Annotated in this window: 16 protein-coding genes and 1 pseudogene; 12 read left to right on the top strand and 5 right to left on the bottom strand. The window is 41.0% G+C overall.

Annotation, left to right across the window (positions count from 1 at the left end):
* The first annotated feature begins 76 nt into the window (after window positions 1–76).
* The 9 genes from T515_RS08590 to T515_RS08550 all read left to right on the top strand — a co-directional run bounded on the left by T515_RS08590 (window position 77) and on the right by T515_RS08550 (window position 9504).
* Complete coding sequence (locus T515_RS08590) at window positions 77–1015, top strand: transporter substrate-binding domain-containing protein (protein ID WP_155988338.1); 939 nt, start codon at window positions 77–79, stop codon at window positions 1013–1015.
* Window positions 1012–1935, top strand: a complete 924-nt coding sequence (locus T515_RS08585) for an amino acid ABC transporter permease (RefSeq protein WP_081832747.1) — start codon at window positions 1012–1014, stop codon at window positions 1933–1935. Before T515_RS08590 ends, T515_RS08585 begins: the two co-directional genes overlap by 4 nt.
* Entirely contained in the window at window positions 1920–2702 is a 783-nt protein-coding gene (locus T515_RS08580) for an amino acid ABC transporter permease (protein WP_081832746.1), read from the top strand. Before T515_RS08585 ends, T515_RS08580 begins: the two co-directional genes overlap by 16 nt.
* 39 nt (window positions 2703–2741) lie before the next feature.
* Window positions 2742–3587 (top strand): amino acid ABC transporter ATP-binding protein, encoded by an 846-nt coding sequence (locus T515_RS08575; RefSeq protein ID WP_081832745.1) that lies wholly within the window; start codon window positions 2742–2744, stop codon window positions 3585–3587.
* 73 nt (window positions 3588–3660) lie between these two features.
* Window positions 3661–4893 carry a MalY/PatB family protein gene (locus T515_RS08570; RefSeq protein ID WP_051671582.1) on the top strand — a complete coding sequence of 411 codons (1233 nt, stop codon included), beginning with the start codon at window positions 3661–3663 and terminating at the stop codon, window positions 4891–4893.
* Between the two features lie 19 nt (window positions 4894–4912).
* Window positions 4913–6076 (top strand): trans-sulfuration enzyme family protein, encoded by a 1164-nt coding sequence (locus T515_RS08565; RefSeq protein ID WP_036610006.1) that lies wholly within the window; start codon window positions 4913–4915, stop codon window positions 6074–6076.
* Window positions 6077–6172: 96 nt separating this feature from the next.
* Window positions 6173–7000 carry an SDR family NAD(P)-dependent oxidoreductase gene (locus T515_RS08560; RefSeq protein WP_036609847.1) on the top strand — a complete coding sequence of 276 codons (828 nt, stop codon included), beginning with the start codon at window positions 6173–6175 and terminating at the stop codon, window positions 6998–7000.
* A gap of 120 nt (window positions 7001–7120) precedes the next feature.
* Window positions 7121–8992 (top strand): bifunctional metallophosphatase/5'-nucleotidase, encoded by a 1872-nt coding sequence (locus T515_RS08555; protein WP_081832744.1) that lies wholly within the window; start codon window positions 7121–7123, stop codon window positions 8990–8992.
* 71 nt (window positions 8993–9063) lie between these two features.
* Window positions 9064–9504, top strand: a complete 441-nt coding sequence (locus T515_RS08550; protein ID WP_036609845.1) for a GatB/YqeY domain-containing protein — start codon at window positions 9064–9066, stop codon at window positions 9502–9504.
* Window positions 9505–9766: 262 nt separating this feature from the next.
* Here T515_RS08550 and T515_RS08545 read toward each other — a convergent pair whose 3' ends face one another.
* Window positions 9767–11329, bottom strand: a complete 1563-nt coding sequence (locus T515_RS08545) for a hypothetical protein (RefSeq protein ID WP_036609843.1) — start codon at window positions 11327–11329, stop codon at window positions 9767–9769.
* A complete protein-coding gene (tnpA, locus tag T515_RS17115) occupies window positions 11330–11731 on the bottom strand; it encodes an IS200/IS605 family transposase (protein ID WP_081832752.1) in 402 nt (133 codons plus the stop codon). It abuts the gene before it with no gap.
* Between the two features lie 680 nt (window positions 11732–12411).
* On the opposite strand from tnpA, the gene T515_RS08540 reads away from it, so the two are divergent.
* Both T515_RS08540 and T515_RS08535 read left to right on the top strand, forming a co-directional pair.
* The gene (locus T515_RS08540) at window positions 12412–13338 is read left to right on the top strand and encodes an SGNH/GDSL hydrolase family protein (RefSeq protein WP_036609841.1); all 927 of its coding nucleotides are present in this window, start codon (window positions 12412–12414) and stop codon (window positions 13336–13338) included.
* Window positions 13339–13580: 242 nt separating this feature from the next.
* On the top strand, window positions 13581–13967 hold the full coding sequence (locus T515_RS08535) for a hypothetical protein (RefSeq protein ID WP_036609838.1): 387 nt from the start codon (window positions 13581–13583) through the stop codon (window positions 13965–13967).
* A gap of 426 nt (window positions 13968–14393) precedes the next feature.
* Here the strand turns inward: T515_RS08535 and T515_RS08530 are convergent, their stop codons facing one another.
* Window positions 14394–15098 (bottom strand): EAL domain-containing protein, encoded by a 705-nt coding sequence (locus T515_RS08530; RefSeq protein ID WP_036609836.1) that lies wholly within the window; start codon window positions 15096–15098, stop codon window positions 14394–14396.
* Window positions 15099–15112: 14 nt separating this feature from the next.
* On the bottom strand, window positions 15113–15325 hold the full coding sequence (locus T515_RS08525; protein WP_036609833.1) for a hypothetical protein: 213 nt from the start codon (window positions 15323–15325) through the stop codon (window positions 15113–15115).
* A 353-nt stretch (window positions 15326–15678) separates the two neighbouring features.
* Here T515_RS08525 and T515_RS08520 point away from each other — a divergent pair, with 353 nt between their 5' ends.
* Window positions 15679–15912, top strand: a complete 234-nt coding sequence (locus T515_RS08520) for a hypothetical protein (RefSeq protein ID WP_155988337.1) — start codon at window positions 15679–15681, stop codon at window positions 15910–15912.
* A 627-nt stretch (window positions 15913–16539) separates the two neighbouring features.
* On the opposite strand, the pseudogene T515_RS17595 reads toward T515_RS08520, so the two are convergent.
* A pseudogene (locus T515_RS17595) lies at window positions 16540–16814 on the bottom strand (IS4 family transposase); the annotation flags it as partial.

Raw genomic sequence — 16814 nt, 5'->3', positions numbered from 1 at the left:
TCACATTTCATCTGGTGACATGGGTGAAATGTGAATCCGCAAAAAGTGTTCAAATATGTATAGGGGAGAAAAAATTATGAAAAAGAATTTTATTAATATCGTAGCAGCAGTTTCACTTGTATCCATCACCGCCGCATCCCTTGCAGCCTGCGGCTCATCAACTCCTGATGCAACAACTGCTGCAGCTTCATCTGAAGCTGCAACATCAGAAGAAGCCACTTCCGCTTCATCTGATGCTTCCGGAGTCATAAAGAAGGTTATCGCTCATACACAGTCTTATGTTCCTTACGACTTCATTGACAAGGACGGAAATCATGACGGATATGAAGTTGCGGTCTGGAAGGCTATAGATGAAAAGCTCGAGAACTATGAGTTCGAGTATGTGGGAACAACAGACGATGATCTTCTGGTTGGTGTAGAGTCAGGCAAGTACAATGCCGGCAGCAAGGGCGTATGGTGGACCGAAGAGCGTTCAAAGAAGTACGTTTTCCCTAAGAACTACACAGGAGCTTCTATCATCGGTATCGCAATCCGTAAGGAGAATGCTTCGGAAATAACAGATCTTGAGTCCTTTGCAAAGTACTCCGGAAAGCTGGTTCCCATCGGACCCGCAAACGCTCAGTACAATATCGTTGAGAACTACAACTCAAAACACCCTGATGCAAAGATCGACCTTGTGGCAGGTGATTCCTTCGAAGCGGCAGACGCATATCAGTGGGTACTGGAAGGCCGCTATGATGCTTACTTCAACATTAAGACTTCCTTTGAAGCAAATGTAGAAAAGGAAGATGGTGAGTATCATGATTTCTCAGACAAGCTTGCGTTTGTTCCTTATGAGGGTATCCCTATCTGGTCACTCTTCAACAAGGATGAGCAGCAGTTTGCAGATGATTTCGACAAGGCCTTTGAGGAACTGAAGGCTGACGGAACCATCGAAAGCTTACAGAAGCAGTATTTCGGTTACAGCTTATTTGACTATGTACCTGAAGGATATCAGAAAGGTGATACACTGTGAGACCATTTAAACCTACCTTCATTTTTGAAGTTTTGCCCCAGATTCTTCCATATACGCTTGTGACTCTAGGCATCATGCTGGGTACAGTGTTCTTCGGAGGGCTCCTGGGGCTCCTCCTTGCAGCAGGGAAGTTAAAGGGCGGAAGAATCCTTCGGGGACTGGCATCTGCCTACACTTACTTTATCCGATGTGTACCTTCCATAGTAATGCTTTTCATCATTTATTATGGACTTCCGGAACTTCTTTTAAGCTTCGGTATCAATATAAATAATGCAAACAAAGCGGTCTTTGTTATAACAACCTTTACATTTATGTTCGGAGCATCCATGTCAGAGGTTTTCAGAAGCGCATATCTTGCTATAGATCCAGGGCAGAGTGAAGCAGGTCTCAGCATCGGACTCAGCCGCTGGCAGACCTTCAGAAGAATAATCCTTCCTCAGGCTTCAGCAGTAGCACTTCCGAATTTTACAAACGCTCTTGTGAATCTCATGAAAGAAGGAACCCTGGCCTACACCATAGGACTCATAGACATCATGGGAAAGGGGCAGCTCATCATAGGTCTTAATCACGGATCCTATGCATTGGAAACCTATATAGCAATGTTCGTAGTCTACTGGGTACTGACACTTCTTATTGAAGCAGTATCGAAGAGACTGGAGAAACATCTTCTCAGGGGACTGAGGCCACACGAAGAAGCAGTATCAAAAGAAAAATCAGTATCAAAAGAAAAATCAGTATCCGAAAAGATTCTATATCCGATATATGAAACCGGTATTCTTAATAAGCTAAAGCAAAGCAATGGATTTTTTGATGTATCTATGGGAAAAGCAAGGTCTGCCGGTTCAAAACCCGGTGAAACAGAAAATGACCAAAACAGATTTCAGAGAACTCAGGAGGATAACTCATGGAAATTGAATTAGGATTTATGTGGGAGACCTTCCTTGTAGCTCTTTCGGGAATACCCGTAACACTGAAGCTGACATTTGTTACACTTCTCATTTCAATTCCACTGGCATTCTTTATGGCACTTGGCAAGCTGGTGGATCATAAGGTTTCATCAAGGATAATCGGACTTTATGTGTCCTTCGTCCGTGGAACTCCCATAGTTCTTCAGATACTTTTTTTCTATAGCCTTTTGCCAACGACACTGAACTATATTTTCAAAAATGTACTTCACACTGAGTACAATGTTTTCGCCTGGAACCCCATCATTTACGCCTATACGGTATTCTCTTTGAACACCATAGCGGTTCTCTCTGAGGTTTTCAGATCGGCGCTTCTTACAGTAAACGCCGGACAGCTTGAGGCCGCAATGTCTATAGGTGAAACAAAATTTCAGGCCTATACAAGAATCATCATTCCACAGGCTCTTGTGGCGGCACTGCCGAATGTAGGAAACACAACTGTGAGCCTTCTTAAGAATACATCTCTTGCATATATGATGACGGTCAAAGACATTACCGCCCTGGCAAAGATAGAGGCAGCCATAGGCTATAACTACATCGAAGCTTATCTTGTAATTCTCATGATCTATGTACTGCTTTGCACAGTGGTACAGCTTCTTTTCAGATTTGCAGAAAACTCATTGTCGGTTTATAAGAAGAGGCTGACGAAACCCTCTGACAGAAGATTTAGCTACATATTAAGTCGTGTAGCGGCGGTTTCAACATTATTGCGAGGTGTGTAAGCCACATCATCTGTAAAAAACACAAAGGACGGATTCAAAATGCTGAAAATAACAAATATTCATAAATCCTTCGGAAACAATCAGATACTTAAAGGGGTTGACCTTGAAGTAAACAAGGGCGAGGTGATAGTAGTCCTTGGTCCTTCAGGTTCCGGAAAGACCACCATGCTCCGCTGCATAAATTTTCTTGAGCGTGCTGATCAGGGGTCCATTGAGTTTGATGATATAAAAACAGACTTTCGTGTGGCAAATCAGAAAACCATCAGAGATATAAGAAAAAAATCGGGTTTTGTATTCCAGAACTACAATCTTTTCGCAAACAAAACTGCTCTTGAAAATGTGATGGAGGGGCTTACCATAGCCCGGGGAGTACCTAAGAAGGAAGCCGAGGAACGTGCGAAGAGTGCACTTGACAGGGTAGGACTTAAGAACCGCTATGACTACTATCCTTCACAGCTTTCAGGAGGACAGCAGCAACGTGTAGGCATTGCCAGAGCAGTTGCACTCAACCCCGATGTGATCCTTTTTGATGAGCCTACATCTGCTCTTGATCCCGAACTTGTAGGTGAAGTTCTCAATGTTATGAAGGATCTGGCAGAGTCCGGTGCAACCATGGTGGTTGTCACTCATGAAATGGATTTTGCAAGAGACGTTGCAAGCAAGGTCATCTTCATGGATAAGGGTGTGATTGTGGAAGAGGGGACACCGGAAGACATATTTACACATCCTAAAGAAGAAAGAACCGCACAGTTCCTGAAGAGAATTCTCAAGGAAGACTACAGAGCTGATGAGGATTCGGATTTTCCTGAAAGGGATGAGTCATTGCTGGCTCATGTGTTTGGCAAACCGGCGGTCAAGAAAAACTATAACTGGGGTGTTTGCTGATATTCTCATATGATTCCATACATAAAACACATTTCTGTATTACGAATCTAAACTAACGGGATGGAGAATAGATATGGCTGAGAAAGAAATAAAAAGGACTTATGATTTTGATACCATCGTAGATCGTCGTAACACTAATTGTCTGAAATATGATTTTGCAAGAGAACGAAAAGGTCGGGAGGATCTGCTGCCTCTTTGGGTGGCCGACATGGATTTTCGTCTTCCGGAGGAGATTCTTGAGGATTTAAGAAAACGAATAGATCATGGGATTTTCGGATACACTGATCCCAGGGACAACTACTTCGAAGCGCTTGGTTCATGGACAGAAAAACATTACGGTTATTCAGTAAACAGGAACTGGGTAACATTGGCTCCCAGTGTAGTTTATGCTCTTTCGAATTGTGTAAGGGCTTTTACAGAAGCAGGAGACAAGATTCTTATCCAGCAGCCTGTCTACTATCCCTTTGGAGAGGTAATAAGAGATAATGGCCGGATAATTGTGGATTCACCATTAAAGGAATCAAATGGTCATTATGAAATGAATTTTGATGATCTTGAGGAGAAACTGTCAGATCCGGCACTTAAACTATTTATACTCTGTAATCCTCACAATCCGGTGGGGCGTGTATGGAGGAGAGAAGAGCTGCTTCAGTTAGCCGTTTTATGTGTGAAATATGATGTAGTTCTGGTCAGCGATGAAATTCATTGTGATTTTATATATCCGGGATATGAGTTTACTTCAATGCTTACACTGGGGACTGCATATCATGACCATATACTGGTTCTTCATTCACCGACTAAAACCTTTAATATCGCAGGTCTACAAATAGCCAATGCCATAATTCCCGACAGAAAGCTTCGGTTAAAATATCAGAAAGCCAATGCTGCTAAAGGATACAGTCAGGCCAATATCATAGGTATCAAAGCATTGGAATCAGTATATACAAAGGGCGAAAAATGGCATCAGGAGCTGCTTCAGTATCTTAAAGAGAATGTGGATTTCGTGAGGGATTTTATACAGAAATATTTGCCTGAAATAAGACTCATAGAGCCGGAAGGCACCTATCTTTTATGGATCGATTTTTCAGGTCTCGGATTAACCGATGATGAACTTGAAGATCTGATAGTTGATAAAGCACATCTCTGGCTGGATCCGGGGGGAATCTTCGGTCCTGAGACAGCGCAGTTTGAAAGGTTTAATATAGCGTGCCCAAGGAAAACACTGGAACAGGCATTTTTACAATTAAAAGATGCAATAGATGCATACAAAGTTTCACTGGATAACAGTTTATTGAATGTAGGCTAAATCAGGAGGACAGATGATTATGGAGTACAGTTTAGAAACCCGATGTCAACACTTACAGAATGATGATATAAATGAACATTTCGGTGCTGTGAGCTATCCGATTTATATGTCTTCTACCTTTGCTCATAAAGGTTTTGGAGAGAGTTCAGGATATGACTATTCCAGATTACAGAATCCTACGAGAGACCATCTTGAAAGAATAGTTGCAGGGCTTGAGCATGGAACGGATTGTATAGCATTGGCAAGCGGCATAAGTGCCATAGGGTGCGTGATGGAGTTGTTTAAACCCGGCGATCATGTGCTGATAGATGAAGATCTCTACGGCGGAAGCATAAGACTTTTCCGGGAGATAAATCAGAAGAACGGAGTTACATTTAGTTCAGCAGCTCTGCATGAAGAAGATGTTGAAAATCTGATAAAGGATAATACAAAGGCAATCTATCTTGAAACTCCCACCAATCCAATGATGAATGTAACAGATCTCCGAAAGCTTTCCGAGATAACAAAGAGTCACGGTATCCTCCTTATCGTTGACAATACATTCATGTCTCCATATCTTCAGAATCCACTTGATCTTGGCGCTGACATAGTGATTCACAGCGGCACCAAATTCCTGGCAGGACACCATGACGCCATTGCAGGTTTCATAGTTGTGAAGGATCAGACACTTTCCGGGCGTCTCAGATTTCTTTTCAAAAGCACGGGTGCAGGTCTTTCTCCTTTTGATTCATGGCTTATCATAAGAGGTATCAAAACCCTTGCGGTAAGAATGGACAGAGCAGAGGAAAACGCTCATAGGATCGCAGATTTTCTTATGAGCAATCATCATGTGACCCGTGTACTTTATCCGGGATTAAAGGATCATCCCGGACATGACATCATGAAGGAACAGTCAAGGGGCTTCGGTGCAATGATAACTTTTGATGTACCATCAAAGGAATTTGCGATTAAGGTTCTGGAAAACCTTAACATCATCCTCTTCGCAGAAAGTCTGGGGGGCACGGAATCCCTTGTCACATATCCTGTAACCCAGACCCACGCAGATGTACCGGCAGAGATTCTTGAGAAAAACGGTATCCATGAAACCACATTACGTCTGTCGATTGGAATCGAAAACGTTGATGATCTTATAGAAGATCTGAGACATGCCTTTGATGAGGCAGGAAAAATCTCATACTCATAAGTTTTCATAGAATGCAGGTTTATATAAGACTGCATCAACTATCAGTTTTGTATCGAATAATTGAGGCGATGTTTCTGATACAGAGGAATTGTAAATATGAATTATAAACTGAAAAATAAATCTGTAGTTGTTACCGGCGGAAGCAAAGGTATAGGTTTTGCTGTCTGCCGTGAGTTTCTGAAGGAAGGGGCGATAGTTACTTTCAATGCAAGAAAAAAAGATGAAGTTGAGAATGCAGTTGAAGAACTATCCCTGACTCAGATAGATGGAGAAACTCCTGAAAGCCTAAAATCAAGGATACATGGAGTTGTATGTGACGGAACTGATGAAGCTGCTGTTACAGAACTTGCGAAAATTGCAGCCGGAGAAAGCAAAGATAATTCCATTGCCGCCTGGGTCAATAACATTGGCACAAATAAGGCAAGAGCCGGAGAGGACTATACTGATGAAGAGCTTGACTATCTGATTTCGGCGAATTTTAAAGCAACTGTTTTTGGAACCCAGGCTGCCGCACACTTTATGAAAGATAATGGAGGCAGTATCGTCAATATCGCAAGTCTTGCGGCCCGTGCAGCCACCACCGGGCGTTCCACAATTTATGCAGCTATGAAAGCCGCGGTTGTGCAGTATTCAAAAACAGTGGCAGGAGAATACGGGGCCTACAATGTTCGTGTCAATGCTCTTATGCCGGGATATACATTGACACCTTTGGTAGCTTCAACCTTTACAAAAGAAGCTCTTGATAAGCTTATGGAGAATAACCTTTTGGGCCGTATGGCAGAGCCTGAGGAAGTAGCGAAGGCAGTGCTCTTTCTGGCCAGTCCAGTGTCATCCTACATTACAGGAACATCCCTTGAAATATCCGGCGGACACAATACGGTTCTGAATCCGGAATACGCTTTTTTGAAAAAAGAGAATGAATGATATGAGGTAAAGGTCAGTGGAGCTTAAAACTCTTCTGACCTTTTGGTCGTATAATATATTCGTTCTTTCTGCCGAATTTAAAATAGTGGGATAGACCATTTTTATATAGGAGGATGGACAGTGAAAAAGTATCATTTGTTATCAGGAAAACTAAGGAGTATTTTGGCGGGATGTATTTCGATTTTGGTGGTGGGAACTGCAGCGGGATGCGGTGTTACGGACATCGAGCCGGCATTGGCACCGTCTCAGGCAGATAAAACCGAGATATCCGAAGTGGAAACAGAAACAGAGGCGCCGAAATCTATTGCTGAAGAAAAGGAAAGCAAAGAGGAGGCTGATGCCAAAGAGACAAAGGTTGATGCTTCAACAAAGACTTCAGTAGAGAATAGTGCAACAGAGGAAAAAATCGACAAGAACGGTGAAGTATATATTCTCTTTACCAGTGATGTGCACTGTGGAATCGATGAAGGCTTCGGTTATGCCGGACTCGCTGCCATCAGAGATAAGCTTGAATCTGAAGGCTATGAGACTATTCTAGTGGATGACGGAGATGCCATTCAGGGTGAAGCTGTTGGAACCCTTACAAAGGGTGAGAATATAGTCAGGATCATGAATAAACTGAATTATGATCTTGCAATACCAGGGAATCATGAATTTGATTACGGAATGGATAATTTTCTTGAGCTTGCTGAAAATGAAGCGGAGTATAAATACATCTGCTGCAATTTCACGAAAAATGATAAGCTGGTGTTTGAACCCTACGCCATCAAGGAAATAGCAGGCATGAAAATCGGTTTTGTGGGAGTCACCACACCAACATCCATAACAACTTCCACTCCGAAATATTTCCAGGATGACAAGGGGAATTATATATACGGATTCCTTCAGGATGACACCGGGCAAAAGGTTTACGAAGCTGTACAAAAGGCGGTGGATGATGTCAGAAAAGAAGGAGCGGATCTTGTTTATGTGATCGGACATATGGGACTTTATGATACCTACAGTCCGTGGACCTATAAGGATATAATTGAACATACTGAGGGCATAGATGTCTTTTTAGATGGTCACAGTCATGATACAGAGCAGATAGTCATGAAAGATAAGAGCGGAAAAGAGGTTACGAGATCTGCCGTTGGAACTAAGCTTAACTGTATAGGCTACAGCCATATTTCCGCTGATAAAAAGGTACTAAAGACTGATGTATGGAGTTGGCCTAATAAAGATTCCGCACCTGCGCTTTTGGGAATAAACAACGAGATCGGTGATATGGTGCAGGAAGTCAAAGCTGAGCTTGGCGAAAAGATGAATGAAGTTGTGGCAAAAACAGATGTTGAGCTGACAGTTAATGATCCTAAGGAAACAGATAACAATGGAAATCCCATACGTATGGTGAGACGTGCAGAGACAAATCTCGGTGATTTCTGTGCTGATGCCTACAGATGGTCTTCCGGCGCGGACATTGCCATCGCTAACGGAGGATGTATAAGGGCTAATATCGAGAAAGGCGACATCACTTACGGAAATATCATTGATGTATTTCCTTATGGCAATATGGTGTCAATGATAGAAGTAACCGGACAGCAGATACTGGATGCACTGGAATGGGGAGCCCGTTCTATTCCAGATGAGTGCGGCGGATTTCTTCAGGTGTCCGGACTGTCCTATGAAGTAAACACTAAGATTGATTCACCCTGCATTGCTGATGATCATTCCATGTTTGTCGGGATAAAGGGAGAGCGAAGAGTTCAGAATGTTCTTGTAGGAGATAAACCTATCGATCCCAAGGCAACGTATACTCTGGCATGTCATGACTACACCATACAGGATAAGGGAGACGGCTTCACCATGTTTGATGGGGATAAGGTCATAGAAGACAGATTTAAGCTTGATAATCAGGTTCTTATAGAGTACATAACAGAGAAGCTGGGAGGAGCAGTCGGAGGTGAGTACTCTGATCCTTACGGTGATGGAAGAATCAGGATTCTTGAATGATTTGACTCACTTACATCCTTATTAAGTGCTACAATATACTCTGTATTTACATACAGAAAGAAGGAATAGTTATGAGTAAGTTTGAAAATCTTCAGAAAGATATGATTGCTGCAATGAAGGCCAGAGACAAGGCCAGAAAGGATGCTATCTCATCTGTCATCTCCGATGTCAAGAAAGTTGCTATTGATTCCGGCAGCAGAGACAATATCGGTGATGATCTCGTTGATCAGGTAATCCTTAAATCCCTGAAAACAGTCAAGGAGCAGATCGATACCTGCCCTGACGACAGAGCAGAGCTTAAGGCGGAGTACCAGTTCAGATATGATGTCATCAATGAGTACGCTCCGGCTATGATGTCAGAGGATGAGATCAAGGCATTCCTGAATGAGAAGTTTGCTGAAGTGATTGCAACAAAGAATAAGGGAGCTATCATGAAGGAAATCATGCCGGCTCTCAAGGGTAAGGCTGATGGCAAGGCCATTAATATGATTGTAGCCGAGCTTTGCAAATAACAGCGGTGATTCTATGACAATAGGCTGCTTTACAATGTATAATTTTGACGTACTCCCACGGATAAATCCGTGGGATTCTCACTTAGATTCACCCGATTCCACCTGACCATATAGGGCAGGATATGACCGGTTATTTCAGTGTTTACCCGAGAGTTCAATACGCGTGTACCTACTTTCCAAAAGGATGGTCTACGTCTGGACCATTTAAAAAATATTAGTAGCTGTACAATACTGTCCGGTATTCTGGGCAGTATTTTTATGCTCAAAAACCGAAGCACGCCTTCATGCTCTTACCATCAGCCTTCTTATTACTTATCAACTCATCGTGCAACTTAATGAAGCTGTCGAATTCATATATACATTTCTCTCTGTCAGTGTGATTCAGATTTCCATTGCTGTTCTTTAACAGGAACCCGCTATATAAGTCCCTCTGTACCTCATGTCCGTCTATCGATTTAAACCTGTCGCTAATATTGACTTTGGTGTTTGTGTCCGTTGTGTGGTCGTACTGGCTCGCTCTGAAGTTCCATGTGTCCACCTTATACAATGCACCACCATATAACTTTACCTTTTGTTCCAGCAGTATAAGGAATCTTGATGGTGAGCGGTTGTTCATGGATGAACCATAACGTTTCTTCCTTTTGAACTTACGGATGGATTGTTCAGTACCGTCCTTCTTTGCCACAACAGAGACCTTGTCCGAACGCTCGGTCTTCTTCTTCGAACGCTTTTGAAGGGCACTAAAGTTCATATTTTCCGTGATGAAGTTTACCGAGTCAGTTATCAGTCTGTTGATGTACTGTCTGTGTGACTGGTCAATATATTCGGATTTTTGCCGGTACAATGATTTGAGCTTGTCACGAGATTTGAGATAGGTCTTTGAGAACACCCACTTATCCTTATTCGTTCTGTCGATGGTACCGTCAGGCTTGTATTTATTGGGGTTATAAGCACGTTTTGACCGATCCATGCGTCTTGACACGTTACGTATCTTCCTGTTGAACTCATAACATTTCGGAGCAAGCTCTTCCAATGTCGCCATGTTGTCCGATACTGTAGCGGCTGTCGATGTTCCGAGGTCAAGCCCTGTCCGATTATCTGCATCGCCAACTGTCTTTAGTTTTCTCGGAGCATCCCCTTCAAGATATACGTTCAGATAGTAGTGCCAGCCATTGGGAAACATTCGTCTTTTTATCTCACAGTAGGAAACCTTATGATCGATAGATTCCATGATGTATGGCATTCCTGCTTCAACATCCTTGTGTTTACGAGGGAGCCTGCACCTTATATGTAGTCCGTTCCACTCGATACTGAACGATTCCTTGTCGAACTTGATCCCGTTAGTCGCAGACTTGCCACAGATGGTATCAAAGTCCCGGTATTTCTTGAAATGAAGCTCTTCTCCGTTACCGAACAATACCTTCTCCACACCGGCCCATACACGATCAGCTTCCTTCTGCACCTGCTGTGAAGAGATATGCTTTTTGTACTTCCTGCCACAGATCTTGATGTAGGACTCAAGACTTGCCTTGCAAAACCCGATTTCCTGCCGAATGCTGTACATGACACCAGAAAGCTCCTTCATCCGATTAGATTTCTCTTTTGGGAATCTGGAGTGGCTGCTATCAGCAGCCTTCTTTTCCTTGAGAAGTGTCGTATATTCATCCTTTGAGGCCTGATACTCCCTGTTGTAGTCAAGCTGTCTGAGCAGTTCCTTTGCATGCTTGACTACGACGTTATGGATATGGGATATCATAAAATAGCGGTCTGCAAGTACCTGTTCATCATATTCGGTTGTCGCAAGACTCAGTCTAAGTACGTGCATCTAATCCCTCGTTTTTTGTGTATTGATATACCATTCTATAGTTTCAGAGCTGACATTACCTGCTGTGCTGACAAAATATGAACGTGTCCATAAAGACGGCATATTTCTTAGCTGCGAGAATTCTTCACGCAGCTTATGTGATGTAGCGCCTTTGATTTGTTTTACAATATCAGGGATACTTTGTTGAGGATATACACTCACAAACATGTGGACGTGGTCTATATGACATTCCATGGCAAGTATATCTATATTGTGCGTCTGGCATTCAATGGAAGTCAGTTCTTTGAATCGATCTTCGACACCGGGAATATTAAAAATCTTCCTACGGTATCTTGGGCAGAACACAAGATGATAGTTTATCAATGATACAGTAGTTCTTGTATGTTTATACTCATTCTTCATGTGTATAATATAGCATTTAATATACACATGAGTCAAATAAAAATGATGATATCTTCAGTATTTTGGCTGAAAATATCATCTTTGGTTTAATATGCTCTCATCCCACGGTTAAAACCGTGGGCTTTCTCGCTCATTTAGGGTGTAAAGTAGCTTTTTTGATGTTATAGAAAAGTTTCTTCCCGCGGTAGGCCATAAATATATGACGGTTCATCTGGTGGGAGAAGATTAACCTATTATATAAACAGCCTGCATTATGGCGAAAAATAGAAGATTATCATGAAGCACGAAAAAAATGGCTTAGAGATTCCCGTTGATGAAAATCAAAAAGGTAAATGCTTATATTCGAGGTATTATCAGTTTTCAGAAGTAACTGCATAATACCTCGACTTTTTTTGTAAAAAAATACAGCAGGAACCCATAGCAATTCCACTGAGAATAGTCATTGATCAATATGGTTATCATCAGATTATTAATAATGCCTTGTTGCTCGACATATTATAGTTGTTGTCCATGAGTCACCTCCTCGATATGAATAAAGTCTGTCTTTGATTATTATAATTTATATTGAGAAGTAATAAAATGTCTTTTGTAACCGATATGGTCATTATCCGATCACAGTATTTTACAGTTGAAAAAGAGGCGAAAAAACATTACACCTCTATACGGAAAGGGAAAATATTATGAAAAAAAGAACTATTGCCGCGACCTTGCTGATTACAACATTATCAGTAATACCTGTATTTAGTTTATATGCAGATACGCAGGGGGGTTCTGAATACACATCTGAAGCATTACCGACTGTTCCCGAAACGGGAAGCACTGGCTTATATACACCCGGTGTGACACAGGCAGATAACACTCCGACAGGCTCAGTTGAAGAAACAACAGCGGGAACATGGACAGAGGAAGAAATTCTTCGGGAACAGCAGAACAGAGCATGGCTTGAAGAACAGAACCGACTTCAAGAAGAGGCATTACACGCACAAAAGATCAGCGAATTTTTCAGGGATTCTGTTGTTATAGGTGATTCGGTAGCTCAGGGCTTTGCAAATTATGCTGCAAATAATGGCACATTTCCTGTGTTTCAGAATCTCAAATTTTTAACCCGTGTCAGTTATTCGGTTCATAATGCTTTCATGAACATTTCCGGTAAATCCAAGCATCCCATATATCAGGGACAGCAGATGTATGCCTGGGATTCTCTGAAGCTTATGGGAGCAAAACACATTTATACTTTCTTTGGTCTTAATGACCTTTGGGCTGGTGCAGACAACACAGTTGGAAAGTATCTTCAGTATATTGCAAAGATACAGCAGGAGATACCCGGCATAAAGATCACTATTGTAAGTACAACACCTATATATAAAAGTGCTAAAGAGGAATTTAACAATGACACTATCCGTGCATTCAATGCACAGATGGCAGCATTGGCAGCAGAAAACGGCTGGGGCTATATAGATATAGCGTCAAGGCTCTATGACAGTGAGGGAAATCTTGCAAAACAATATTGCAGCGACAAGGGTATTCACCAGACAACAGCAGCTTACAAGATCTGGCAGGACGCCTTTTCAGAGTATGCTGAAGCACACCTTAATGATGATAAGTAATCAGTCGGAGTCAACTGAACATCAGGAAAAAAACTGTAGCGGATCTGCAGAAGGTAGACATTCAGGACCTCCTGATTGCGGACAGACACCTGTTAGGACGTGTCACTCCGGAGAAAGACGGAAAATGGATAGGTATAGATGGTTTATATGACATTAGAACAATTTAAATAGTTTGAATCTTTATCATAAGTAATAAGTAAGAAGTAAATAAAATCATTTAATTTAGGAAGGAGTGCTACATTATGACTATCACAAGTTTTAATCCACTTATCGTTACCAAGGATGCAGAGAACGTCGTCAGGCTTTTTGAGGAGATGGGCTTTGAACGTCGCCACATGAAAACAGGAATCAACAACAATAATATTACCAGTGTACGTATGCGTTATACCGGCGAGGACGGCAAGGTCTTTCACGTTGATGTAACAAATGCTCCCGTTGAGCAAGACATCACAACTATTCGCATGAACGTCCGCGACTTTGATGAGGCGTATAAGATGCTTGTGGAAAAAGGCTTCACGAACGCACAGGGTGGGAAGATTACGAATACTGGTTCATCAAAGTCTACGATGATGGTTTCACCGTCTGGTTTCTCCATCAGTATTGCCGAGCACATAAGAAACCATAATTAATTTATAACAATATGATATAAGTGTGATGAAGTCTTCCTTCACTTATGCTTTTACATAAGTAGAGGATAGACTTCATCACACGCCATATGTAGCCCGACTGGGGACGGCGTATTGAATCAAGTATCGTGTATCATTTCAAAATAGTTACGTACGTAATAATTTTGAAATGGTACACGGTACTTATTACGTATATTATATAACGGGTGTAAGACTAGAATCAGCCGAGATAATGAACCAAAATAAAACTTAATTAATTCCCTGGAGATTATTATCAATGAATCAGCTCTGTCAAAGTGTTTTCTTAAGCACACCCGGCGGAGCTTTTTTTGAATGCAAAAAAGACCGCAGTCGCCCGCATTGAGAACGAAGGTTCTCGCGGTGTAGGACCGCAGTCTTAAGTCGTTATATATAAATAAAACCTATTAGTCAAATTGGCATCCCCAGATAATATCCCTGGAAGAAATCAGAACCAAGTTGCTTCATGCACTCAAACTCAGCCTTAGTTTCGATGCCTTCAGCAATAATCTTCACGCCATGTTTGTGAGCATCAGTGATTATTTGAGCACAGTTAGCCTGTTTCTTCTTATCAGAATCGATTCTCATAAGAAGAGAGCGGTCAAGCTTAATTATGTCCGGTTTCATGAATTCAGCAATCTCTGCCGTGTTTAAACCGGTGCCAAAATCATCCAGAGCTAGGAGATTATCGCAAATAGATATATGTTTCCTTTTCAGAGCGGAGATTACAGGGTCAAATTCAGGATATTCCAAAGTCTCAACGATAAAGTGAGGAAGGTTTTCGGCAAAATAAGAACCAAAAGCTTGAATTTCCTCATCAGCAAACGTCTCGCAAGGAAATGAATTTAGAGATGGTAACTCGGAGTAGCCACGAGCCCTATATTCTTTCATAGCTACGAACAGGGTGGCAACTTCTAGGGTATAGAGTTCATTTCTACGAGTATATTCGGTTATTAGCTCAGTGACGGTCATATTGAGAGGTCTCATAAGAGCTTCTCTGGCATAGATAGTCTTTCCGTCAGGGTAGAAGATAGACTGAAATACATAATTAATCTTAAGCTTCGACAGAGCTTGGGACATCTTTGGAGAAAATGGAATATCGTCGAACCGAATCATATTTACCTCATATGTTATGCGACTATAGTATTGCGCTTTTTTGCCACAAAATAACTAACCATAGCTGAAAGATGGCTGTTTCCAAGCTTGTCAAAATCAGGAATATTTGAAGAAGCGTATTTGTTCCAGGAAGTTTTTAAAAAATCTCTGTAAGTGTTTTCTGAGCTATAAATGATAGTAGTTTCAGTAATGTGATCATCAAGCATGTCCTTTGTGATTTTGAACATTACGGTTTCCTCCATTGAAATGACCAGATACATCAGATCAGTTAATAAACAAATTGCCTTAATTCATCACAGCAATCGCTATCTTACTACTGAGAAGCTATTTGTCTATAGGGTCAATTATTATATTTTTATAAAAAAGTCACGCTCTGTTAAATCATAGGAATATGCGATGAAAAATAAGGGATTAGGTCGGATTGTATGAGAAAACATTGTGTTGTGAAAATATATAGTGCTGAATATCTTCTTACAGTTATCCATATATCTTCATATTTTGTAAGGACACTGCTATGTACCCGTAATTATCCAAAGCTGTATACTCGTTAAAGAAGGATTTAAGGAGTGAGGTATTGATTGTGAAAGAAGAGAAAGTAACTATAAGAACTCTGATAGAATATGGCTTATGTGTCATAGTATGGGGTGGTGTTTTCGTTCAGGCTATTTTAAAAAAAGAATATGATGAGTCATTATTTAGTTTTGTCTTGCATATACTTTGTGTGATCCTTTTTTCAAATAGATTTATACAAAAGTGTTTTGCTTACCACAAGCAGAAGAAAAATGAAAGCTTAGAATCTGATGAAAAAAAGTAGTCGGTTCCCGGCTACTTTATCAGATATATTTAAGTTGGAGAGCCCTTCTGGTTAATGACTCCGATGCCCGCCAGTGCATTTTCAAGTAATTCCATCATCTGAGGATGAGTTAAGGCTTCTTTGAATGTAATGCTCATATTTATTGACAAGAAGAAGTCGAAAGAAGTTTTATAAAGAATGATTTAATGAGTAGTCGGTTATCGTACCGGCTACTTTTTTAGTTATGAATCAGAGATTAGTTTGGATTCTGGATACTGTATCACATGAAGTAAGTTCTGCAATGGTCGGAAAGAACATGTTATTTTTCTAGGGATAGCGCCGAATAGTATCTTAGATGTGGAGTAGTATAGTTTTCAACTTTATCGAGTGTAAGTACTATAAGTAAGTATATAAAAATAAGAATTATACAATAGGAAGTAAGATTATATGAAGTGTCAAAATTGTGGGGGCTGGAATACATGAACCAAATGTCAAATATTGCCCAGAATGCGGCTCTCCCATCCACCATAATCATGAAATAAATAGTCATATATCAAAGGGATCAAATTATGACTTATTTACTTAAACTTCCCACATTAAAAGTGGGCTTTGAACCTTGAAAACTCTATATTCTAGATAAAAATAATCTTACGCCACTTTATAGCTGCTCGTTAGAGCATCCTGCATATATTCAGGTAACCTAAAGAAGAAATCCTTATAGATTTTCTCAACCTGCTCATCTGTGATGTGAAGTATATTTTTTATGCTTAAAGTCATTGCCTCAATTAGTATAAAGAGCGAATGCTGGAATGTAACGTCCTCCATTTCACTAAGAAGTACATAGAAGATTTCACCTATAGTACGTTCATCCTGATCTTTTCTCTGATATACAGAAAGGTACATGTATCTTGTAAATACGATTG

Source organism: Oribacterium sp. P6A1 (genome assembly GCF_000702885.1).
Lineage (GTDB): Bacteria > Bacillota > Clostridia > Lachnospirales > Lachnospiraceae > Oribacterium.
This window is presented reverse-complemented; position numbering and strand designations above follow the sequence as displayed.

Excerpts from the sequence above, each read along its gene's own strand:
- T515_RS08545 (WP_036609843.1), bottom strand. The coding sequence starts at position 11,329 with ATGCACGTACTTAGACTGAGTCTTGCGACAACCGAATATGATGAACAG.
- T515_RS08550 (WP_036609845.1), top strand. The coding sequence starts at position 9,064 with ATGAGTAAGTTTGAAAATCTTCAGAAAGATATGATTGCTGCAATGAAG.
- T515_RS08530 (WP_036609836.1), bottom strand. The coding sequence starts at position 15,098 with ATGATTCGGTTCGACGATATTCCATTTTCTCCAAAGATGTCCCAAGCT.
- T515_RS08535 (WP_036609838.1), top strand. The coding sequence starts at position 13,581 with ATGACTATCACAAGTTTTAATCCACTTATCGTTACCAAGGATGCAGAG.
- T515_RS08590 (WP_155988338.1), top strand. The coding sequence starts at position 77 with ATGAAAAAGAATTTTATTAATATCGTAGCAGCAGTTTCACTTGTATCC.
- T515_RS08575 (WP_081832745.1), top strand. The coding sequence starts at position 2,742 with ATGCTGAAAATAACAAATATTCATAAATCCTTCGGAAACAATCAGATA.
- T515_RS08540 (WP_036609841.1), top strand. The coding sequence starts at position 12,412 with ATGAAAAAAAGAACTATTGCCGCGACCTTGCTGATTACAACATTATCA.
- T515_RS08525 (WP_036609833.1), bottom strand. The coding sequence starts at position 15,325 with ATGTTCAAAATCACAAAGGACATGCTTGATGATCACATTACTGAAACT.
- T515_RS08570 (WP_051671582.1), top strand. The coding sequence starts at position 3,661 with ATGGCTGAGAAAGAAATAAAAAGGACTTATGATTTTGATACCATCGTA.
- tnpA (WP_081832752.1), bottom strand. The coding sequence starts at position 11,731 with ATGAAGAATGAGTATAAACATACAAGAACTACTGTATCATTGATAAAC.
- T515_RS08560 (WP_036609847.1), top strand. The coding sequence starts at position 6,173 with ATGAATTATAAACTGAAAAATAAATCTGTAGTTGTTACCGGCGGAAGC.
- T515_RS08565 (WP_036610006.1), top strand. The coding sequence starts at position 4,913 with ATGGAGTACAGTTTAGAAACCCGATGTCAACACTTACAGAATGATGAT.
- T515_RS08580 (WP_081832746.1), top strand. The coding sequence starts at position 1,920 with ATGGAAATTGAATTAGGATTTATGTGGGAGACCTTCCTTGTAGCTCTT.